Genomic DNA, 24,069 nt, shown 5'->3' on the forward strand with positions numbered 1-24,069 from the left:
AGGAGTATTACTGCCCACGAATAGCGGGATAAATTACAACCTTCACTTATGAAAATACGGATTTGCTCACATTATCCTATTTCATGAGTCATTTCCGATTCTACAAGCTTTCCTATATTGTGTCCATTCTCAGCACAAAAAAATAAAGTGGTGCAACACCACCACTTTATTTTGCATATTCAACTGCACGAGTTTCCCGAATAACGGTAACTTTAATATGTCCTGGATAATCCAGTTCATTTTCAATACGTTTTCGAATATCACGTGCTAAACGATGAGCCTCTAAGTCATCAATTGTATCTGGTTTCACTAAGATACGAACTTCACGTCCAGCTTGAATTGCATAGGATTTCTCAACACCATCATAAGACTCAGAAATCTCTTCAAGCTTCTCAAGACGACGAATATAATTTTCAAGTGTCTCACTTCGCGCTCCAGGTCTTGCTGCTGACAGTGCATCTGCCGCGGCCACAAGAACTGCGATAATAGAAGTAGGTTCTGTATCCCCATGATGAGATGCAATACTATTGATAACAACTGGATGCTCTTTATATTTTGTCGCAAGCTCGACGCCAATTTCAACGTGGCTACCTTCAACTTCATGGTCAATTGCCTTTCCGATGTCATGCAATAAACCAGCACGACGAGCCAGTTTTTCGTCCTCACCAAGTTCTGCTGCCATTAGTCCAGCTAAGTAAGCAACCTCCATAGAGTGTTTTAGGACGTTTTGACCGTAGCTTGTTCTAAATTTCAAACGACCTAAAATCTTAATTAAGTCTGGGTGTAATCCATGTACACCTACTTCAAATGTCGTTTGTTCTCCAACTTCACGAATATACTCATCCACTTCACGTCTTGATTTTTCAACCATTTCTTCAATACGGGCTGGGTGAATACGTCCGTCTTGTACAAGTTTATCCAAAGCAATACGAGCAGTTTCACGACGAATTGGGTCAAAACCTGATAATATTACTGCTTCTGGTGTATCATCAATAATTAGATCAATACCCGTTAATGTTTCTAACGTACGAATATTTCGTCCTTCACGCCCGATAATACGACCCTTCATTTCGTCATTTGGAAGATTTACAACTGAAACCGTTGTTTCAGCAACGTGATCAGCAGCACATCTTTGCATAGCTAAAGATAAAATCTCTTTCGCTTTCTTATCCGCTTCTTCTTTTGCACGTACTTCAGTTTCTTTTACCATAACAGCGATTTCATGCGAAATTTCATTTTCAACTTTTTCTAAGATAATAGCTCTTGCTTGCTCACGTGTTAGGTTAGAAATACGCTCTAATTCATCTTGCTGTTTTTGTACTAACTCTCCCACTTTGCTTTCCAAATCTTCAATCTGCTGTTGTCTTGCTACAAGAGATTCCTCTTTCTTTTCTAATAATTGCTGACTTTTCTCAAGCGATTCATCTTTTCGATCAAGGTTCTCTTCTTTTTGCATTAAACGATTTTCTTGTTTTTGCAACTCGCTTCTTCGGTCACGAATTTCTAATTCCGCTTCTGTACGAAGTGTATGAATTTCATCCTTTGCTTCTAATAGGGCTTCCTTTTTCAGTGCTTCTGCTTGACGATTTGCATCTTCTACAATGCGCTTCGCTTCATTGGTCGCACCGTTAATCTTCGCTTCCGCAATGGACTTTCGAACAAAAAACCCAACAACTGCACTGACGATGGCCAGCAAAATGGAGATGAGTATCCAAAATTCATTACCCATTATTTCACCTCCTCTTGCTATGAATGAAAAAAGACTGCATGGATGTACATTGTTTGCACCTACAACGTACAGCGATGACCGTCGTCCCGCCTTTTTAAGGGACTTTCTTCAATTCACAATTAAACTAGACATATGCTTATTTCGGAAAGTATACGTCCTCTCCGAATGTTACTTCTCTTCTTGAGAAGAGTGTGTCGTATATAATATAAGAAAAAATATACATTATCATTGTATCTACCGCTATTTTCATTGTCAAGCATTGTCTACCTTTACTTTCTTTACCTACAGTCAAGTGAAACTTCCATTAGTGAGGTTTCTTTACCTCTTGCCGATTATTAGTTGAACAAAACAAACCCATTTAAAATAGTTTAATACCGTTCATAAATAGCAGGCTAAAAAATAAAAGACACGAAACCGTGTCTTTTAATCTTCAAGAAGAGTCATATCTTCTCCGCTTCCAGATGCACCCTCTTCACCAATACCATGATGCTCACGAATAAAGAATGCTATTTCGTCTGTAATCTCTGGATTTTCTTTTAAGAATTGCTTCGCATTTTCACGCCCTTGTCCTAAGCGTTCTTCATTATAAGAATACCAAGCTCCGCTCTTTTGAACGATATCAAGTTCAGAAGCCATATCTAAAATTTCGCCTTCTCTCGAGATCCCTTCTCCGTACATAATATCAACCTCTGCAACGCGGAAAGGAGGCGCTACTTTATTTTTTACTACCTTCACTTTTGTTTTATTACCAACAATATCGTTACCTTGCTTTAACTGCTCAGCACGACGTACTTCTAAACGTACAGTTGAATAGAATTTCAACGCACGTCCACCTGGAGTTGTTTCTGGCAAAATTCTATAGATTTTCCATCTCTATAGCGCGGACTATCTCTTCATCTCTTTACAGAGAGCCTTGCACTTCCAGCAGGAGCCTATCTTCTGCCGTACCCTACTCAGTTAACTTTAAAAGTCCTTTTCGGTAGTCTCTACACCTTCTTCAAATCAGTCTGAAGCTTGGCACGGTATTACCCTATTATTTGGAGGGCTTCACCGTTAGCAGCTATATAGCTACACCCTTAGGCAATAAGGTTCACAAGGTTTTTTGAACTTGCTATCACTAGCAAGGGAAACCCATAGTAAACTCCTTAATCTATAAAGATTAAGCAACCATTTGTTGATTTCCAAACATTACCCCAACTTTTTCACGAATTTGGTTAATGAAAATTGCGATTGTTTTTGACTTGTTAATTGCACCAGATAATTTACGAAGAGCTTGTGACATTAAACGTGCTTGTAAACCGACGTGAGAGTCACCCATTTCTCCTTCAATCTCTGCTTTTGGAACAAGTGCCGCTACCGAGTCAATAACAATAATATCAATTGCACCGCTTCGTACTAATGCTTCAGCAATTTCTAATCCTTGTTCTCCTGTATCTGGTTGAGATAATAATAATTCATCAATGTTAACACCTAGTTTTTGTGCATATACAGGATCCATTGCATGTTCTGCATCAATAAACGCCGCTTGTCCGCCTTGACGCTGTACCTCTGCAATCGCATGTAAGGAAACCGTTGTTTTACCTGAACTTTCAGGTCCATAAATTTCAATAATACGACCTCGTGGATAACCGCCAACTCCAAGGGCTACATCAAGTGCCAATGAACCACTTGGTATAGTTGAAATCTTACGTTCCGCTTGCTCTCCTAGTTTCATAATAGAGCCTTTACCGAATTGTTTTTCTATTTGTTTTAACGCCATATCTAATGCCGCTTGACGATCACTCATTCAAAAATTCCTCCTTAACTTAAATGCTAATCTTATTATACATATTTTCTTCCCATTATGCCAACAAAAATCGAACGTTTATTCGTTTTTTTATTTTCCAGTAGAGGAAAAACTCTATTTTTCTATATAAAATAACAAAAGCTAGAAGAGATTTATATCTCTTCTAGCTTCTTATACAGATGATAAAATCCGTATTTGACAGTTCGTTCACGAATTTGTTGACGACTTCCACTTAATGCAAGGGGAATAACTACTGTCGGTTGTTCATCTATTGCTAAGCCAATAAACACTGTTCCAGGTTCTTTTCCTTCAGATGCATCCGGCCCTGCTACTCCAGTGAAGCTAATTCCGACATTCGTTTGCATTAGTTTTTTCACACTTTCAGCAAGATAACGGGCACAATCTTCACTAACAGCTCCATCTGTTTGTAAAGTCTTTTCTGGCACATCTAGTACATGTTGTTTTACATCATTGCTATAACAAATTACGCCACCTTTAAACAGAGAAGATACACCGGCAACTTCAGTAATACGATCACCAAATAAGCCACCCGTTAAACTTTCAGCACATGCAATCGTTAAACACTTTTGTTTAAGCAAAGTAATTGCTTTTTTATGAAGAAGATCTTGATTATATCCATAAAAAAATTGCCCTACTCTTTGTAAAATCAATTCTTCTACATGATTTATTAAAGATTCAGCTTCTTTTGCATCATGGTGCTTTGCTGTCAAGCGAAGCGTTACTTCTCCTTCAGAAGCAAGAGGAGCAATGGTCGGATTCGTTTGAGCATCTATTAAATCTTGAATCGTTGCCTCTAATTGTGATTCTCCAATTCCAAAAAATCGAAGAGTACGAGAATATAGATTCTCACCAGATGTAAAAGGAAGAAGCCAATTCTCTACATAACTTGTATACATTGGATTCATTTCTTTAGGTGGTCCTGGAAGTAAAATATACACCTTGTTATCTTTACATAATCCCATACCCGGAGCCATACCATGATCATTTGCAAACACAGTTGCTCCCCTTAAAACAAGAGCTTGTTTTTTATTATTTTCAGTAAACTCTCTTCCCGTTCTTTTATAATAATCAGCAATGGAATTAAGCGCTACTTCATCATATACAAGTTCTTCCTGTAAGGAGGAAGCAATTGTTTCTTTCGTTAAATCGTCTTTTGTTGGCCCTAAACCACCTGTGAAAATCAATATATCTGCACGTTTTTGAGCAATTTCAATTGCTTGACGTAAGCGATTATTGTTATCTCCTACAACAGTGTGATAATATACATCGATTCCGATGGATGCTAGTTTTTCTGATATAAACTTGGCATTCGTATTCGCAATTTGTCCAAGCAATAGCTCTGTACCAACCGCGATAATCTCTGCATTCATCTTCCATTCCCCCATAAGCCGTTATTTCGAATCAACAAATACTCCTCTATTTTTCCAGAAATAATCCCATCCTGAAATAATCGTGAAAATAAGTGCAACCCATATTGAAATATCTGCAATTGGGACATTAATTAAATTAAACGGAACATCGTGAAGTAAGTAGGCAGAAATTGCAATAACTTGCATCCACATTTTAATTTTCCCAGGCATTTTCGCAGCAGCCACTTCTCCTGTACCAGCTAATACAAGACGCAAGCCTGTAACGGCAAATTCTCGGCTAATAATAACAACAGCCATCCAAGTCGCTACATAATGTAAATCTACAAGCGTAATTAATGCCGCAGATACCAATAACTTATCCGCCAAAGGATCCAAAAATTTCCCTAGATTCGTTACAAGATTGTGTTTTCTTGCATAATGGCCATCAATCCAATCTGTCGCAGAAGCAATAATAAAAACAAGCGCTCCAGCTAAGTGCTGAACTGGCAATTCTACATCTCCAATTGTATACACTCCCCAATCAAATGGAGCGAGCATAATAATTAAAAATATAGGAATTAAGCAAATTCTTGATACAGTAATTTTATTTGGTAAATTCACAGCTATTCCTCCATCATGTCAAAAACAGTTTATGCATTGAAAAAAGTCATCGGAACGATGACTATTATTGTGCAGGTTGTTCCCCTAAGTTTTTAATCACCAAAATTTGATGACGCATTTCTTCTGTATTTTGTGGGAATTCAACAGGTTGACCGTTAATTTTAATTTCAACATTTGGCGCACTACCAATGTTTAAACGCACAACATGTTCTGGCGATAAATCTTGTTGTTGTGTTTGATCCTTATTTAAAGTACCTGTATAAAGTTCTTTACCATCTTCGTTTTTAATATCTACATAACTTGTACCTTTTGCAGTTATTTCTACTTTCAATTCTTTATTATGACGAAGTTCCAATGTAGATTCTTTCCCGTTCTTTTCAACAACTTTAATCTCTTGTTGAGCTGGATTTTGTTGCTGCCCAGGTTGTTGAGGTACTTCTTGTTTCTTCTCTTGTTTTTTCTCTTCTTTCTTTTGATCAAGAGGCGAATTTTCTGCTTTTTCCACTTCTGTTTGTGCATTTTTCGTTTGTTTTACTTGACTATCGTCATTTTTACCTAAAACAAACTGAAACACGAACCAAATTGCAACACCAACAGCAATAACAAGCAATGTAATTAAAATTTTAGGCATATGGTCTGCAATTTGTGATGACGCTGCTTTTTGCACAGTTTCCTGCGCCTTTTGTCCTGTGGAAAATTGCGGGACATCCTGAGAAATCGACTGCGGTATTTCGTGTCGATATTCTTCAAGTAGTGCCTCTCCATTTAACCCAACTGCTTCTGCATATTGTTTTATAAAGGCACGCGCGTAAAAATCTCCAGGCAATATACTATAATTTCCTTCTTCAATACTAATCAAATAACGTTTTTGAATTTTCGTAATTTCCTGCAGCTGATCGATGGAAAAACCTTTCAATTCTCGTGCTTCTTTCAGCTTTTGTCCTAATTCTGTCAATGCTAACACCTCAATATTTCTTTAAAAGTCGAACATAGAAAAATTATTTTGATTTCCTTGTTCAATTTCATCTACTAGACTGTATTGAATTTCTTCATCGTAATCATTTCTCAACTCAATAATGTAATCAAAATCATCAAGTGTATATTCTGACTGACTCACAAATACATCTGGATGCTCTACAACCTTTGTTGCTGGCAATCTCATAATTTCGCGAACAAGCTGCCAGTGTCGTTCATTTGCGCGCTTCGTTGAAACAATTCCATCTAAAATAAAGATATTATTATCATTATATTCATCTTCAATTAACTGACTGCGTACCGTCTGTTTAATAAGAGTCGACGATACAAAAAGCCAACGTTTATTTGCACAAACACTTGCAGCAACGATGGATTCAGTTTTTCCAACGCGCGGCATTCCACGAATTCCAATTAATTTATGGCCATCTTTTTTCATCAGTTCCGCCATAAAATCGACAAGTAAACCTAATTCATCACGAACGAAACGAAATGTTTTCTTATCATCCGCATCTCGCTGTATATATCTTCCGTGACGAACTGCTAATCGATCGCGAAGCTTCGGTGGACGATATTTCGTTACAGTTATATTATCCATCGTATTTAAAATTGATTCAAGTCTAGAAATTTGTTCTTGATTTTCACACATTAATAATAGTCCGCGCCTAGCATTGTCTACCCCATTAATTGTTACAATATTAATACCAAGCATACCGATTAACGAAGAAACATCACCAAGCAAGCCAGGTCGGTTTTTATGTATTTCATACTCAAAATACCATTCAATCATTTGATGCCCCCCCTTGCTTACTCTACACCTACGTACTATATTATATGATTTTCCCCTAATAGGAAAGTGAAATGTACAATCGAAAACTCGATTTAATTGAATGATTCTCAAAATCGACAAAAAAAGAGAGGATTCTTCCTCTCTTTTCATTACTTATGATTGACCATTTTTACCATTAAATTTGCAATTGTATGTTGCTCTTGTTCATCTGCAACTTTCCATAGCTCCGCCAATAATTTTTCTTGGTCATTACGCGCTTCTACTTCATTTGCTAAATAATCCCCAATACGATAAGCCATATCAGAAATTGCACCGCCGTCTAAACCTTTTCCTTGCGCTTGGTCTAAACGTTCTCCTAAAAAGCCTTTCCATTGTTCAAAGTTATCTAATACTGACATCGTTATGCACCTCACTATAAAGTAATGGAGTCATATTTACTATTTGCCACTATGCTCTTTTTTATGTATGAGTAAAACACACTACTCCTTACTTTAAGCGATTAACAATGCCAGCCCCCATTTACTCCAATGATTTGACCTGTTATATAAGATGCTTGAGAAGAAACTACAAATGCAACTGTATTTGCAACTTCCTCTGCCATCCCTAATCGGCCAAGCGGAATTTCTTCTGCAATCTCTTGCTTTTCTTCATTCGAAAATACACGCAGCATTTCTGTTTCAATTGCACCTGGAGCAATCGCATTCACCCGTACACCGCTTAATGCAACCTCTTTCGCCAATGCTTTTACGTATGAATTTTGCGCTCCCTTCACCATTGAATACAACACTTCACATGAAGCACCTATTTGTCCCCAAATGGAAGAAATCACAACGATATTCCCACTTCGATTTCGAACCATGGAGGGAAGTGCAAATGAAACAAGTTTATATACATTTTTCACTTGCAACTCCACCATCTCATTTAATTGTTCATCTGTAACATCTGTCGTCAATCCAAAAACACTCTGCCCAGCCGCATATACAATCGCCTCAATTGGATGCTGAATTTGCGACCATAATTGCGAAGCACCATCTATTTCTGATAAGTTAGCCTGAACGGGAATAATATCTTTAAGTTCTTGTTCTAATTGCTGAACTCTCTTTTCACCTTGATTATAATGAACATACACCGCGTAGCCATCTTTTACTAACCGTCTTACAATGGCAGAGCCAATTCCCCCACTTCCCCCGGTAACTAATGCAAACTTCTTCATCTTTTTCCTCTCTCTACTTCATTATTTCTTCGGAAGTATCTGGCAAATACTTACTCGTTCTTCTTTTAAAAAGTTCTTCACAACTGTTTGTAAATCTTGAATTGATAAACTTTCCAATACAGATAATGCGTCAAACAAACTAGAACCGTTAAATGCATATCGTGTGAATTGATTTGCAATATATTCTGGGGAATTTAGCGAACGTAAAAAACCACCTATTTTCTTCTTTTTCACACGTTCTAACGTTTCCGCGCATAACTCATCATAATTCGTTTGTAGTAAAATATCCGTTATTCGCTTTGCTAATTCATCTGGATGTTTCGTATCTCCACCAATCATCGCAAAACCAAAACTGCTTTCTTCTGTATAATCGTACGAAAACGTATCATCAATTAAACCTTCATTATACAATGTTTCATAATGGGTAGAACTTTTTCCAAATAAATAATCTAACATAAGAGTTAAAGCAATTTCTTGCTTTAACAAGTCTTTTCCTTGTCGCTTCAAGTCTTGCGTTTTTACACCCACTAAACATTTCGGTGTTTGTACCGGCATTGTAATCACCATTTTTTTCTCATTTACTTGTTCTGGTTCTTCAGCAAAAGACCTAGCTATTTCAGATTGAGCAGTATAATTTTTTTTCGCTTGATTTTGACACACTAAATCCATCGTTTTCTCTGGATCAATCGAACCAACAACAAATAGTAACATATTACTTGGGTGATAAAATGTATGATAACACTCATACAACAAATCTTTCGTAATTTTACTGATTGAATCAATTGTTCCTGCGATATCAATCTTTACAGGATGTTCCCTATATAAACTGTCAATTAATCCAAAATATAAACGCCAATCGGCATTATCTTGATACATTTGAATTTCTTGCCCAATAATCCCCTTCTCTTTCTCGACCGTTTGTTCAGAAAAGTATGGATCTTGCACGAAATCTAACAATGTTTCTAAATTCTTTTCAACGTTTGATGTGCAAGAAAATAAATATGCAGTTCTTGTAAACGATGTGAATGCGTTTGAAGAAGCTCCCTGCTTACTAAATAATTGGAACGCATCGTGATCCTCTTTTTCAAACAATTTATGCTCTAGAAAATGTGCAATTCCATCTGGTACACGAAGCATCTCATTTTTTCCAAGTGGCACAAACGTATTATCAATAGAACCATACTTTGTCGTAAATGTTGCATACGTTTTATTAAAACCTTGTTTTGGGAGAATGTATACTTCTAGACCATTGGGCAGTTTTTCGTAATACAGCGTTTCTTTTAATTGTTCATAAACGATTTTTTCCATCTTAAACTCCCTCCGTCCCATGTAAGAAGTAAATTGTATCTAGCTGAATATTATTAGCTACTTTGACGATTTCCTCTTTCGTTACTCGTTCAATCTCTGTTAACCATTCTTCTACAGGACGGCCATAATTTGCAATCACTTCATGGTACAAAAGTTCTACAAGACCGCGCGGCGTATCAATTGTCTCTAAAACTTGATTCTTAATCACACTTTTTGTTTGTACAATTTCCTCATCCGTAAAATCACCATTTTGCATTGCTATCATTTGTTCTTTAATAATCGTTACAGCTTTTTCATAATTTTTCCCCTCAATTCCAGACATTACGAACAGAAGTCCTTTATGACTTTCATAACGAGAGGCAGCATAATATGCCAAGCTGTTTTTTTCACGTACATTCACAAATAATTTCGAATGCGAAAAACCACCAAACAAACCATTAAATAACTGCAAAGCAAAATAATCTTCGTCGCGATACGTAATATATGTGCGATATCCAATATTTAATTTACTTTGCTTTAGTTCTTGTTTTTCTACAACCTCTTGTTCTTCTTCATTTTTCTTATGAAGCAATACACTTCTTTCTTTCGGTTCACGTTTAGAAACAGAAAAGTATCGTTTCACAAGTTCAAGAGCACCTTCTTCAATATCACCTATAATATATAAATCCATTTCATCTTCATTTAATACTTTTTTATAATATTGATACAACGTTTCGTTTGTAATCTTAGAAACACGCTCTTTTTGACCATTTGCACTTAAACGGTACGGTTCTACTTTACACATTTCTTCGATGAGACGTTCGTTTGCATAGCGCATTTTATCATCAAACGTAGATTCAATACGCTGCACCAGTGCACGTTTTTCACTTTCTACAACCGTTTGTAAAAAACCATTTCCTTCTGTTGCTGGTCTTAATAAAATATCAGCAAGCATAGTAATTGCTTTTTCAAAGAGAGGCGGTGCTTCTTGTAAATATGTTTCATTGGCAATGTCTATATAGATAGAAATAACATGATCCTCACCTTTTTTGCTTACATCAACAGCTAATGACGAACCATATAACTCCTCTAAATATTGACGAATTCGAATGACAGACGGGTGTGTTTCTGTAGCACTTTGTAATACATAAGGCAGCAAAGCGCGTTCTGTTACTGTTTCTTCACATAACGGTGACTTTAACCGTAACACAAATGTATTCGTTTTATATTTTTCTGTTGGAATCATATGTACACGTAATCCACCTAATTCATGTGTTTCTTGTTTTATAAGATCCATTTGTAACCCTCCTCTAAAAAGGAATTTTCTTCTTCAATATACAGTTTTCACAAAAGAAAATGCAAATTTTCTCATGTATTAACGTTATTGTATGTAAAAAAACTCGCACTAATGTGCGAGCTTTTTAGCTTTTATCGTTTTCCTTTTTCATATGGTGTTCCAAGCGCTTTCGGAGCTTCGGAACGTCCAACAAAACCGACAAGTGCAAAAATTGTTAATACATATGGTAATATCGTTAAAAAGATACTTGGAATTTGATCTATAACAGGAATTGTACCACCTGTAACACCAAGTGACTGTGCAAATCCAAAAAATAACGCTGCACCTAGAGCTCCAATTGGATGCCATTTCCCAAAAATCATTGCTGCTAACGCTAAAAATCCTTGCCCTGTAATTGTAGCCCCAGAAAAGTTATTTGAGATAGACGTTGAAAATACAGCACCGCCAACACCAGCAAACATACCCGATAAACAAACTGCGATATAGCGCATTTTATAAACATTAATACCCATTGTATCAGCTGCCATCGGATGTTCCCCAACAGCACGTAATCGTAAACCAAATGGTGTTTTATAAATCACATACCAAACTACGAATGCTAAAATAATTGCAATATAAGAAGTTAATGGTACATCAGAGAAAAACACTTTTCCAATAACAGGAATATCAGAAAGGCCCGGAATATCAATTTTTTCAATACGATATTGGATAAAATCAGTTTGACCTTTTCCAAAAATCTTTTTAATCGCAAACACTGATAACCCTAATGCTAAAAAGTTAATCGCTACTCCGCTGACAACTTGATCAGCACGGAATGTAATAGATGCAACCGCATGAAGAAGTGCAAATAATCCTCCGCCAATCGCTGCAAAAATAAGCGCAATCCACGGTGTCATCGCTCCCCATGTATCTCCCATTAATAGAGTTGTAACAACACCAATAAATGCACCAAACAACATTAAACCTTCTAATGCAATGTTAACAACACCAGAACGTTCACTAAACACGCCCCCAAGTGCTGTAAAAATAAGCGGTGCTGAGGTATATAATGTACCTGTGACAAGAATGGCTACAATATCTAGGAAACTCATTTATTTCCCCTCCTTGCTAAAACGAGAAAGTGCCCATCGTAAAATGTAACTACAAGCTACAAAGAAAATAATACATGCAATAATAACATTAATGAGTTCAGATGGAACATTCGCTTCAAAGTTCATTTGCGGTGCAGCACTTTTCAATCCGCCAAATAATAGTGCTGATAGCAAAATACCAAATGCATTATTTGCACCAAGAAGGGCCACGGCAATACCATCAAATCCTATTCCTGTAAAAGAAGACATCGCTGTCATACTTTGGAATGTTCCAAGTCCCTCCATTGCACCACCAATTCCAGCAAATGCACCAGCTATTGTCATTGATAATACAACATTACGTGACACTTTCATTCCAGCATATTTAGAAGCGTGCTCATTAAATCCAACCGATTTGAGCTCGTAACCTAATGTTGTACGATCTAATATAAACCACATAATAAGTGCTACAACAATCGCGACAACGATTCCCCAGTGCAGGCGAGAGCCATCTGTTAAAGAGGATAACCAAGAAGAAGCTAAAGACGCACTCGCTTTTATATCATACGATTTTTCATTTGCTTCATGTAGAAAATTCCTAATGATGTAATAAGTTACATAAAGCGCGATATAGTTCATCATAATTGTGACGATAACTTCATTTACCTTAAACTTCCCTTTTAAATATCCAGGAATAAATCCCCACAGTCCACCAACAAGCGCTGCAAATAATATCGATAACGGAACATGGAGGAAAGCTGGTAAAGAAACAGCATAACCGAACCAAACAGCAGCAAGCCACCCTACTAACAATTGTCCTTCTACCCCGATATTAAACAAGCCTGTACGGAAGGCAAACGCTACTGATAAACCAGCAAGAACAAGCGGAATCATCGTACGGAGTGTTTCACCTATTGCACGTGGATTCCCGACCATACCATCCCATAATGCGGCATAGCCGACTATTGGATCGTATCCACTCGTAATCATGACAATGGCTCCAACAAGTAAACCAAAAATAACGGATAATACAGGTACTAAAATGTTAATTGTTCGCTCCGTTAAAAATTTTTTAGCCATTTGTGTTCACCTTCTCTTTCTTCTTTCCCCCAGCCATTAACAGACCTAGCTGTTGCTCATTTGTTTCTTTTGCATTTACAATATCAACAATTTTCCCTTCATAAATGACAGCGACGCGGTCGCTTACATTTATAATTTCGTCAAGCTCTAGCGAAAGTAACAGAACTGCCTTTCCTTTATCACGCTGTTCAATTAATTTTTTATGAATAAACTCAATGGCCCCAACATCTAAACCGCGTGTTGGCTGCGCAGCAATTAATAAATCCGGATCACGATCTACTTCACGAGCAATAATTGCCTTTTGCTGATTTCCTCCAGATAATGCTCGTGCTGGCGTATGCTCACTCGGTGTACGAACATCGAACTGTTGAATTAACGATTTTGCTTTTTCATAAACCTTTGTAAAATTTAAAATACCTTTTTTAGAATATGGATTTTTATAGTACGTTTGCAGTACCATGTTATCTCCGATAGAAAAATCAAGAACAAGCCCGTGCTTATGACGATCTTCAGGAATGTGTCCAACACCTTCCTCTGTAATCCGTCTAACTGGCCAATTTGTTACGTCTTTCTCTCTTAACGTAATAGAGCCTGACTCAACTTTTCGTAAACCAGTAATCGCTTCTATTAATTCACTTTGTCCATTCCCATCGATTCCTGCAATACCAACAATTTCTCCTGCACGAACAGTTAAGTCAAGTCCTTTTACGGTAGGTAAATGACGTGCATCGTGCACAACAAGATTGGAAATTTCAAGTACATTTTCACGTGGTTTGGCGTCTGACTTTTCTGTTTTAAAATTCACTTGACGTCCGACCATTAATTCTGCAAGCTTGTTTTCATCTGTATTTGCAACGTCTACCGTTCCAATTCCCTTTCCTTTACGAATAATTGTACAACGATCACATACTTCCATAATTTCTTTCAACTTATGTGTGATAAGAATAATAGATTTCCCTTCTTGCACAAGCTTTTTCATAATATGAATAAGTTCTTGAATCTCCTGCGGCGTTAAAACAGCTGTCGGTTCGTCAAAAATTAAAATTTCCGCTCCGCGGTAGAGCGTTTTCAAAATTTCTACACGTTGCTGCATTCCAACAGAAATATCTTCTATTTTCGCATATGGATCTACCGACAATCCGTATTGCTCAGATAATGCTTTAATTTCTTTAGCAGCTTCGTCAATTGCAATTTTCCCGCTTTTCTTCGGTTCATTTCCGAGAATAATATTTTCTGTAACTGTAAAATTATGTACTAGCATAAAGTGCTGATGTACCATGCCAATTCCAAGATCATTCGCTACATTAGGATTGGTAATTTTTACAGATTCTCCTTTTATTTTAATTTCACCTTGTTCTGGTTGATACAACCCAAACAAAACATTCATAAGTGTGGATTTCCCAGCACCATTTTCTCCAAGTAAAGCATGAATTTCTCCCTGTTTCACTTGCAGCGTAATATCATCATTCGCCACAATTCCTGGGAATACTTTTGTAATATTATTCATCTCAATTACGTATTCCATATTAATCCTCCTAACAGGATAAAGTTCTTTATATATGCAAAGGTTAGTTCTTAGAACTAACCTTTGCTATTGATCTACCATTATTTTTTAAGAGAAGCTTCAAATGTTTTGTACTCATTTGGAGTAGAAGGTACTTTAATTTCACCACTTACAATTTTCTTTTTCAATTCTTCTACTTTTGTTAAGATTTCTGGATTTACTTTTTTCACGTTATCAGTTGTTTTTGCAATTCCAACACCATCATCTTCTAAACCGAACGCTTCTGTTTTACCGCCTTCAAGTTTACCGTCTTTTGCTTTTTGTGAAACTTTTTCTACTGCAACGTCAACACGTTTTACCATTGAAGTTAATGTTACATTTTCTGGCATACCTTCTTGGTTTTGGTCACGGTCAACCCCGATTACCCAAACATTTTCACCTTTTTTCTTGCGGTTTTTCGCTTCTGTAAATACACCGTTACCAGTTGCACCAGATGCATGATAAATTACGTCAACGCCTCCACCGTACATAGCTGAAGCTAATACAGAACCTTTTTCTGGTTTATCAAATGCTTCTGCATATTGAGATACAACTTCAATATTCGGATTTACAAATTTCGCACCAGCCTTGAAACCAGATTCAAATTTTTCAATTAGAGGACTTTTAATCCCTCCAATAAATCCTACTTTATTTGATTTTGTTGTCATTGCCGCAACCGCACCTACAAGGAAAGAGCCTTCATGGTCTTTAAATGTAATACTTGTTACATTCGGCTTATCAACTACTGCATCAACAAGTGCAAATTGTTTTTTCGGATTTTTTACTGCTGTTTCTTGGATAGCCTCTTGCATTTTATAACCGATTCCAAATGTTAAATTGTAGTTAGTGTCTACAAATTTTGCTAAGTTCGGAATATAGTCTGCATCCTTAGCAGATTCAAGGTAGCGATATCCTTCATTTTCTTTTAATTTGTTATCTTTACCAAACTTTTTTAAACCTTCCCAAGCAGATTGGTTAAATGATTTATCATCTACTCCACCAACGTCTGTAACCATACCAACTTTAAAGTTTTTGCTGTCTTTTCCCTCTTTTTTCTCGCTTGACTTATCAGTGTTTCCACAAGCTCCTAAAATTGTGCTTGCTGCTAACGTTAATGATAATAAAATTCCCGCTTTTTTCTTCATACTAAAAACCCCTCCTAAAATATGTATCTAGTTCCTTACAAAACCATGTCCCTATTTTCTTGCTGTCACCTCCCTAAAATGGGCACAATCTACATACGTTTTCTTAATACATGGAAGCTAAATTTGTCTGCTCGAAAATAATTAATAGAATATAAGATCGGTTCATCGTTTTGATCATAGTGCATTTGCTTTAACACAAGTAATGCTGTTTCCGGTCCACATTCTAAAATTGGTGATATTTTAGAGTGATAACCAAGTGGTTCGATATGAGCAACAGCGTATGTAATGCGTTTATGTGTATTTCTATGTATAACCGTAAGTAATGATTCCTCTTTGTATTCTGACAAATCAGGAAGAACTTCTTTCGGTAACTTATCAACGCAATAAACAACAGGTTCCCCATCTGCTGTACGAACGCGTTCAATCATAAGTGTTTCAAAACCATCTTCACTATTAAATTTTTCTTTTTCTTCTTCCGTTAAGCTTCCTACTGCTGATGATAGAAATACTGTACCTGGCTTTTTGCCTGCACTAGTAATCATATCTGTAATACTAGATAATTGTTCAATCCCTGAAGAAAACAATGGCTTTGCATTTACAAACGTTCCTACACCATGCCGACGAATGACAACGCTTTCTTCTTCTAAAATTCGAAGTGCTTCTCGCAAAGTCGCTCTACTAACGCCCAACTCTTTTGCTAGATCGAATTCGGACGGTAGCTTTTGCTTCTCTTTATATACCCCGCTTTTAATCTTTCCTTTAATGTGGTCAATCACTCGTAAATACAAGTGTCGACTATCGGACTTTACTGACATAAGACTCCCCTCGCACTTCACTTATTCGACCTCTGATGTAAGACCTCTTTTCTCTTTTTTCCACAATTAATATAACATGAATTCCCCTAAATAAAAATAAGAAAGTTGCAATTTGTCGAATAAGTGCTAATAATTTCGTTAAATGAAATTTTCTTTCTTTAATCCATAAAAAAAACTTTGCACCTTACATTTCTCATATGATGAAAAAGTTAGGAACAAAGTTGCTATACACCTTGTATTGACACTTTTTCCTCATAGTCTAGCAAATTTATGGTTGCTAGGTAGAAACTTATGGACCTTATTACCAAGATTATATGAGGTTTATTTTGATTTCGAAGTAATCGTACCACTTGAAATGATTACTGTCAATACAATCAAACAAAAAAATCGAACGTTGAAATAAAAAAAAAATACAACCATTCGTATTCTCATTAAAACACACCGATAGTAAGCGCTATCATTTTTATTTAATAAAGAAACCAACTAGAATCCTTCCTAGTCGGCTTCTTTATCCCACTATTCGTGGGTAGTAATAGCCCCACTGATTAAAGTTTCACTTTATCACGAACTTTTCTCTTGAATATCTTTTACTAGCACTTCACGAGGCTTGCTTCCTTCATATGGACCGACAACACCGTTCATTTCCATTGCATCAATCAATCGAGCTGCGCGTGTATATCCGATACGAAACCTGCGCTGTAACATAGAGACTGAGGCAGTTTGCATTTCTACAATGAGCTGCACAGCTTCATCATATAAATTATCCTCTACCTCCTGCCTCGTTTCTTGTACATCTTGCGGAATCATATCCTCTTGATATTGCGCTTTTTGCTGTGCAACAACATATTCTACTACTTTCTCTACTTCATCATCTGATAAAAATGCACCTTGTACACGAACTGGCTTAGAAGCACCAATTGGTACAAACAGCATATCACCACGTCCTAACAATTTCTCTGCTCCACCTGAATCAAGAATCGTTCTTGAGTCAGTTTGAGAGGAAACTGCAAAAGCTATTCGCGATGGAATATTCGCTTTAATAACACCAGTAATTACATCTACAGATGGACGCTGCGTTGCGATAATTAAATGAATGCCAGCTGCGCGTGCCATTTGTGCCAAACGCATAATCGCATCCTCTACATCAGAAGAAGCAACCATCATTAAATCTGCTAACTCGTCCACAATAACAACAATATACGGAAGTTCTGGTTGCTTCGCTTCGGATTGTTCATTATTCTGTTTAATATATTCATTATATCCTTCAATATTCCGCGTTCCACTATGTGCAAACAATTCATAACGCCGTTCCATTTCATTGACAACCTTTTTTAATGCCTGTGACGCTTTTTTCGGGTCTGTCACAACAGGTGTTAATAAATGCGGAACACCATTGTATACATTTAATTCTACCATTTTCGGATCAATCATCATGAGTTTCACTTCATGCGGTTTAGCACGCATTAAAATACTTGTAATAATCCCATTTATACATACACTCTTTCCGCTACCAGTTGCCCCCGCTACGAGTAAGTGAGGCATTTTATTTAGACGTGCTAATACAGCTTCACCAGTAATGTCGCGTCCAAGTCCAATTAATAACTTTTCTTCCGGATGATTATTTGCTTTCGAATCCAATACTTCTCTTAGCGTAACCACGGCAACTTCTGAATTGGGCACTTCAATACCAACAGCTGATTTCCCTGGGATCGGCGCTTCAATTCGAATATCTTTCGCCGCTAAAGCTAGTGCTAAATCGTCGCTTAAACTAACAATTTTACTAACCTTAACTCCCATATCAGGATACACTTCATATTTTGTAACTGCTGGTCCTCTATGAACCTTTGTTACTTTTGCTTTCACACCGAAGCTTTGGAATGTTCGTTCCAACTTACGAGCATTTTCATAAATCGTTTCATTCTCATTTGTCACTTGCTTATTGTTCGGAAACTTTAATAGCTCTAAAGACGGCAACTTATAGTCTTTATTTTCAACATCGGAAAAATGCATTGGCGGTGCTGTCGTCTCTCCGGAAAGTGATTCAACAATTTTTTCACCTTTATTCCGCTTCGACTGTTCTTCTTGCATCGGCAAAGGCTCTTCTTGAATTGCTTTAGGAGGTTCTTCACTGATTGAATCCGGCGTTGTATAGTTTTCAGTAAAGTTTGATATAATCGGCGGCGCCACATCCACTTCTTCAATATACTCTACTAACTCCGGCGCTTCTGGCTCATGACGTTCACTTCGCGTACGAGCAGTCTTTTTCTTTTCAGTTTTTTCAGCAGCCCGTTTCGTTTGCCAATCTTTATAATCACCTTGCATCACTTGAAATTGCCGTCTAAGTATACGCCCAATTGGCGCAAGCACTTCTCCTATATGTTTATTTGTAATACATAATACACCAAGCAAAATGAGAATCATTCCAATTATGTACGCGCCAACCTCATCAAATAAAAAGTAGCATGTCGCAAACATAATGGCCCCAAACATTCCTCCGCCTAAATGTACCGAGTCGACTCCTTTTTTCATTTCATGAAAGAACAAATCTTTTGTCGTTACAATAACAGATGTACTTTGTACTGCTCCATCTTTTGTTAAAAGGTTGACTAATGTAATGTGACTAAACATCAATATAGCTAATACGATTAAATATAAACCTATCAATCGTTTGTTTACTAAATTCGGCCACTCTCGTTTTATAACAAACGCTATAGAAAGTGCAATAACTCCAAGTACTCCAAGTATGTACCATTCTCCAAAGAAAAAGCGAAAAAATAGCACGAATGCTTTTCCGACAACACCTAGTTGCATAATTGTAATGATGGAGAGCGCAAAAAGAGTCAAACCGACGATTTCGTAGTACAAAGTTGGCTTTATGGTACGTCTTGCTTTTGTTTTCGTCCCTCTTTGCTTTTGTTTTGCCATTTCTTCACCTCAAATTCTCATTCAAAAATAGAACTTTCGCAGAACCAATATAGTCCCACGCAAACAGGGTTTTACAGAATAAACTGAAGAAAGCAGCCTATACACACGGCTGCTTCACCCTCTTGTTTTTTATATTATACCATAGCTCATAAACAAAATCCTTCTTTTACGAAAAGGATATTTTCTGTCCAGGTTCATATTGTAAAAAATGTTGGGGGTTTGTACTTAATACACGTACAACAGAATAATTATTTTCATTTCCCATATCCACAACCATCTCAATACCATCTACATGTACAATTTTCTGTTTCGCAAATTCTGTATGATCTATCGGATACACAAGTTGTTCTGGCATAATCGTATATAAAATCATTGCAACAACGCCCCGCCTTGTTCAGCTGATGTATTCGCATCAATTAATTCATTTAATTTTTTGATTGCTTGGCCAATCCCTCCAACATCATCAATTAAACCATATTTCACCGCGTCCATACCTACAACATTTGTACCAATATCTCGTGTTAAATTCCCTTTTGCAAACATTAATTCCTTAAAACGATCTTCTGTTACTTTGGAATGCTTTGTTACAAAACGAATGACACGCTCTTGCATTTTATCTAAATACTCAAATGTTTGCGGAACACCAATTACAAGACCTGTAAGACGAATAGGGTGAATTGTCATTGTTGCTGTTTCTGCAATGAATGAATAATCTGTTGATACTGCAATCGGCACACCAATAGAATGTCCTCCGCCAAGAACAATCGATACAGTCGGTTTCGAAAGCGAAGCAATCATTTCAGAAAGCGCAAGCCCAGCTTCCACATCCCCACCAACTGTATTTAACAAAATTAATAATCCTTCAATTTTAGGATTTTGTTCAATTGCTACAATTTGCGGAATAACATGCTCATATTTCGTCGTTTTATTTTGTGGTGGCAATTGCACATGACCTTCAATTTGCCCTACAATTGTTAAACAATGAATACGTGATTCATTTAATTGCGGGACATTCGTCTGTCCAAGCTGCTGAATTTTCTCTAGCACAGAACCTTCTTTTATTTCTTCTTTTGTCTCGGTCTTTTTTTCTTCATTTTTTATTTCATCACGTTCTACCATATCGTATCCCCTTTCGCTCGTATACAACTATTATTTCTTAAGTTATAAATTTCATTCGACAGAGGATAAAAGAAAAAGCTGCCTATAAATAGGCAGCCATCTCTTATACTTCCATGATAATTGGTAAAATCATCGGTTTTCTCTTCGTTTTTTCAAATAAAAATTGTCCAAGTAACTCACGAATATTTAGTTTTAACGTTGACCATTCAATAGAATATTCTTTAATAGATTGTTCTACAATTGTACGTACGATATCCGTTGATTTTTCAATCAATGCTTCAGATTCACGAACATAAACAAAGCCTCGCGAAATTATTTCTGGTCCAGAAATAATTTTTTTCTCATCTTTTCCAAGCGTCACAACAACGACCAGAATACCGTCTTGCGATAACATTTTCCGATCACGTAACACAATATTCCCAACATCACCAACGCCTAATCCATCAATCAATACATTTCCAGCTGGAACCTTCCCTGCCGGTTTCGCTTCACCATTTATAAAGGAGATTACTTCACCTTTTTCTGTGATAAAAATACGATCCGACTGGATTCCAACATCTTGAGCTAAACGGGCGTGCGCCTTTTGCATACGAAATTCACCATGTACAGGCAAGAAATATTTCGGTTTCATTAAATTCAACATTAACTTCAATTCTTCTTGACTACCGTGCCCCGAAACATGAACTTTCTTTTCCCCATAATATACTACATCCGCACCTGCTCTAAATAATAAATCAATTGTTCTTGAGACAGATGTTTCATTCCCTGGAATTGGGGATGCTGCAATAATGACTGTATCACCTTTACGAATTGTAATTTGTTTATGAGCTTGTCTTGCCATTCTAGAAAGGGCAGCCATTGGCTCACCTTGGCTTCCAGTCGTTAAAATTGCCACCTTTTTCTCAGGATAGTTATCAACATCCTGCAGTGAAATTAACATACCGTCTGGAATATTCAAATAGCCAAGATTATATGCAATATCAACTACCTTTACCATACTTCGGCCAACTACCGCTACCTTACGACCAGTTTCATAAGCCGCATCGAAAACTTGTTGAATACGATGAACATTAGACGCAAATGAAGCTACAATAATACGACCTTCTGAGTTATAAAATACTTTAGAAATCTCTACACCGACTTCTCTCTCAGATCCTGTATATCCAGGTCGCTCTGCATTTGTACTATCAGATAGTAAGCAAAGTACACCTTCATTGCCGATTTGTGCCATTTTTCCAATATCCGCACCATTATTCCCAATAGGAGTTTGATCAAATTTAAAATCACCAGTATATACAATTGCACCTTGTGAAGTTTGGAAACAAACACCCACTGCATCTGGAATACTATGTGTTGTTTTAAAGAAAGAAACCGTTGTTGTATCGAATTCTACAGTAGCATTAGAATCGATTGTTTTTAAATCAACACGGCCTAACATGCCCGCTTCTCCTAATTTTTCTTTCACAAGACCATTCGTTAATTTAGTTCCATAAACTGGAATATCCAATTTTCTTAGCACATAAACAATACCACCAATATGATCTTCATGACCATGCGTTAAAAATAGTCCTTTTACGCGCTCTTTATTTCCCACTAAATATGTGATATCAGGAATAACAATATCTATTCCAAACATCTCTTCTTCTGGAAACATAAGTCCTGCATCCACAATAAAAATTTCAGAATCAATTTCTACGCAGTACATATTCTTTCCAATTTCGCCCACTCCGCCGAGAGCGAATACTTTTACTGTATCTATCTCTTTCTTCTTCATGTTGTTGCCTGGTTTAAAAATAGTATAAAAACTGACCCCACTAACATTGTAGAGAAACCAGGGGAAACTCCACCATCATTTTCAACATCTAAAACGAAGGTCTTATCACGTTTTTTGTTTTTAAACCAGGTTCCACCTCTCTTTCATTATATAAATCAAATATTTTATGTAAATTCATACAAAATCCGATAACCCGTAAAGTTTTTCCATTTTTGCTAAGCATACCCGTACTAAGCTACTTAGCCATATTATAACTGATATAAGAAATAGAACACAAGTTAAATTATAAGAAAGAAAAGAGAAGAATATGTATAAGAGGATGAACTGGATTTATTTCACTACTTCATTTAAGAAGCAAAGTGAAACTTTAATCAGTGGACCCCACTAATTATCAGCCCTCACCAATCAGGCGCATGCCAGCAGTTTATCTTCCACCTAACTTCTTAAGAAAAGCGAAAGCAGCTCGTCCAGAATGTGAAGGGGATGGAGCTTCTGACGTAGAAGCGCTTTTTATCTCGTAGGACCGAACACTCTAGCCACTGGAACTCGACAGTGCTTTCGCCGAATTTTGAGGTGGGAATATGACTGCCTGCGAATTGCGGGATAAAATACAAAAAGTGACTTAGCACATACCACTAAGTCACTTTCCTTTTAGCGAGGAATAGATTGTATAACTTCAAGTAATTGCGTTCGTTCTGCTTCAGTTAATGGTAGAAGAGGTAAACGAACAGAACCAACGTCTAATCCTACGATTTGCAATGCCGTCTTCACAGGAGTTGGACTCGGCGCCATAAATAATGCATTTGTCACTCTTACTAACAATTGATGAAGCGTTTGTGCTGTTTTCATATCACCAGTTTGGAATGCTACAATCATGTCTTGCATTTCATTACCAATAACATGAGAAGCAACAGATACAATCCCTTTTGCTCCAATTGCCATCGCTGGCAATGTTAATCCGTCATCACCACTGTATACAGCAAAATCATCATCTGTTTTTTCTATGATTTCTGTCATCGTTAATACGTCGCCGCCCGCATCCTTGATTGCAACAATGTTTGGAATTTGCGATAAACGAACAACTGTATCAACAGAAATCTGTACAATAGATCGACCTGGAACGTTATATAGCATAATTGGAAGTTTTGTACTTTCAGCAATCATTTTAAAGTGCTGATACATACCTTCCTGACTCGGTTTATTATAATATGGTGCAACTAACATAATCGCGTCTACGCCTACTTCTTCCGCTTTTTTCGTAAGCTCCACAGAAGCATGTGTATTGTTGCTACCAGTTCCAGCTATCACGGGCACCCTTTTATCGACAACAGATACGACATGATGATATAACGCTACTTTTTCTTCAGATGTTAATGTAGGAGATTCACCTGTTGTTCCTCCTACAACAATTGATGTTGTCCCGTTATCAATCAAATAGTTTACCAATTTTGTTGTCTTTGCAAAATCGATGTTCCCATTTTTATCAAACGGTGTGACCATCGCAGTTGCAATTGTCCCAAAATCTCTCATGGT

Annotated in this window: 19 protein-coding genes, 2 pseudogenes and 1 riboswitch; all 21 genes and pseudogenes read right to left on the minus strand. The window is 37.0% G+C overall.

From position 1 onward, the window contains the following. Window positions 1-166: 166 nt before the first annotated feature. On the minus strand, window positions 167-1,729 hold the full coding sequence (gene rny / locus PLX19_RS08325) for a ribonuclease Y (RefSeq protein WP_272188058.1): 1,563 nt from the start codon (window positions 1,727-1,729) through the stop codon (window positions 167-169). 423 nt (window positions 1,730-2,152) lie between these two features. Continuing rightward, a pseudogene (locus PLX19_RS08330) lies at window positions 2,153-2,578 on the minus strand (recombinase RecA); the annotation flags it as partial. Window positions 2,579-2,900: 322 nt separating this feature from the next. Beyond that, window positions 2,901-3,515 (minus strand): annotated as a pseudogene (gene recA, locus PLX19_RS08335) (recombinase RecA); the annotation flags it as partial. Between the two features lie 152 nt (window positions 3,516-3,667). Beyond that, window positions 3,668-4,906, minus strand: coding sequence for a competence/damage-inducible protein A (locus PLX19_RS08340; protein WP_272188059.1), 1,239 nt, complete (start codon window positions 4,904-4,906; stop codon window positions 3,668-3,670). 21 nt (window positions 4,907-4,927) lie between these two features. Continuing rightward, window positions 4,928-5,506 (minus strand): CDP-diacylglycerol--glycerol-3-phosphate 3-phosphatidyltransferase, encoded by a 579-nt coding sequence (pgsA, locus tag PLX19_RS08345; protein WP_272188060.1) that lies wholly within the window; start codon window positions 5,504-5,506, stop codon window positions 4,928-4,930. 64 nt (window positions 5,507-5,570) lie between these two features. Continuing rightward, on the minus strand, window positions 5,571-6,461 hold the full coding sequence (locus PLX19_RS08350) for a helix-turn-helix domain-containing protein (protein ID WP_272188061.1): 891 nt from the start codon (window positions 6,459-6,461) through the stop codon (window positions 5,571-5,573). Window positions 6,462-6,482: 21 nt separating this feature from the next. Next, the gene (locus PLX19_RS08355) at window positions 6,483-7,268 is read right to left on the minus strand and encodes a DUF3388 domain-containing protein (protein ID WP_098917275.1); all 786 of its coding nucleotides are present in this window, start codon (window positions 7,266-7,268) and stop codon (window positions 6,483-6,485) included. Between the two features lie 149 nt (window positions 7,269-7,417). Beyond that, window positions 7,418-7,666 carry a DUF3243 domain-containing protein gene (locus PLX19_RS08360; protein ID WP_272188062.1) on the minus strand — a complete coding sequence of 83 codons (249 nt, stop codon included), beginning with the start codon at window positions 7,664-7,666 and terminating at the stop codon, window positions 7,418-7,420. Between the two features lie 101 nt (window positions 7,667-7,767). Further along, window positions 7,768-8,481: an elongation factor P 5-aminopentanone reductase gene (gene ymfI / locus PLX19_RS08365; RefSeq protein ID WP_272188063.1), complete on the minus strand. Its 714-nt coding sequence runs from the start codon at window positions 8,479-8,481 to the stop codon at window positions 7,768-7,770. Between the two features lie 21 nt (window positions 8,482-8,502). After that, entirely contained in the window at window positions 8,503-9,789 is a 1,287-nt protein-coding gene (gene yfmH / locus PLX19_RS08370; protein WP_272188064.1) for an EF-P 5-aminopentanol modification-associated protein YfmH, read from the minus strand. 1 nt (window position 9,790) lies between these two features. Then, window positions 9,791-11,065 (minus strand): EF-P 5-aminopentanol modification-associated protein YfmF, encoded by a 1,275-nt coding sequence (gene yfmF, locus PLX19_RS08375; RefSeq protein ID WP_272188065.1) that lies wholly within the window; start codon window positions 11,063-11,065, stop codon window positions 9,791-9,793. A 131-nt stretch (window positions 11,066-11,196) separates the two neighbouring features. Then, a complete protein-coding gene (locus tag PLX19_RS08380; protein WP_272188066.1) occupies window positions 11,197-12,156 on the minus strand; it encodes an ABC transporter permease in 960 nt (319 codons plus the stop codon). Beyond that, window positions 12,157-13,215, minus strand: coding sequence for an ABC transporter permease (locus tag PLX19_RS08385; RefSeq protein ID WP_272188067.1), 1,059 nt, complete (start codon window positions 13,213-13,215; stop codon window positions 12,157-12,159). Continuing rightward, entirely contained in the window at window positions 13,208-14,740 is a 1,533-nt protein-coding gene (locus PLX19_RS08390; protein WP_272188068.1) for an ABC transporter ATP-binding protein, read from the minus strand. Before PLX19_RS08390 ends, PLX19_RS08385 begins: the two co-directional genes overlap by 8 nt. A gap of 80 nt (window positions 14,741-14,820) precedes the next feature. Beyond that, window positions 14,821-15,903, minus strand: a complete 1,083-nt coding sequence (locus PLX19_RS08395; protein ID WP_272188069.1) for a BMP family lipoprotein — start codon at window positions 15,901-15,903, stop codon at window positions 14,821-14,823. Window positions 15,904-15,992: 89 nt separating this feature from the next. Then, window positions 15,993-16,718 (minus strand): GntR family transcriptional regulator, encoded by a 726-nt coding sequence (locus PLX19_RS08400; RefSeq protein WP_272188070.1) that lies wholly within the window; start codon window positions 16,716-16,718, stop codon window positions 15,993-15,995. Between the two features lie 235 nt (window positions 16,719-16,953). Next, a riboswitch (purine riboswitch) is annotated at window positions 16,954-17,056 on the minus strand. A 223-nt stretch (window positions 17,057-17,279) separates the two neighbouring features. Then, complete coding sequence (locus PLX19_RS08405; RefSeq protein WP_272188071.1) at window positions 17,280-19,643, minus strand: DNA translocase FtsK; 2,364 nt, start codon at window positions 19,641-19,643, stop codon at window positions 17,280-17,282. 166 nt (window positions 19,644-19,809) lie between these two features. Then, a complete protein-coding gene (locus PLX19_RS08410; protein WP_272188072.1) occupies window positions 19,810-20,016 on the minus strand; it encodes a YlzJ-like family protein in 207 nt (68 codons plus the stop codon). Then, window positions 20,013-20,762 (minus strand): ClpP family protease, encoded by a 750-nt coding sequence (locus PLX19_RS08415; protein WP_272188073.1) that lies wholly within the window; start codon window positions 20,760-20,762, stop codon window positions 20,013-20,015. The genes PLX19_RS08410 and PLX19_RS08415 overlap by 4 nt, the downstream gene beginning before the upstream one ends. A gap of 103 nt (window positions 20,763-20,865) precedes the next feature. Beyond that, window positions 20,866-22,536: a ribonuclease J gene (locus tag PLX19_RS08420; protein ID WP_272188074.1), complete on the minus strand. Its 1,671-nt coding sequence runs from the start codon at window positions 22,534-22,536 to the stop codon at window positions 20,866-20,868. A 651-nt stretch (window positions 22,537-23,187) separates the two neighbouring features. Beyond that, a complete protein-coding gene (dapA, locus tag PLX19_RS08425) occupies window positions 23,188-24,066 on the minus strand; it encodes a 4-hydroxy-tetrahydrodipicolinate synthase (protein ID WP_272188075.1) in 879 nt (292 codons plus the stop codon). Window positions 24,067-24,069: the final 3 nt, after the last annotated feature.

This window comes from Bacillus sp. BP-3, assembly GCF_028401955.1.
Lineage (GTDB): Bacteria > Bacillota > Bacilli > Bacillales > Bacillaceae_G > Bacillus_A.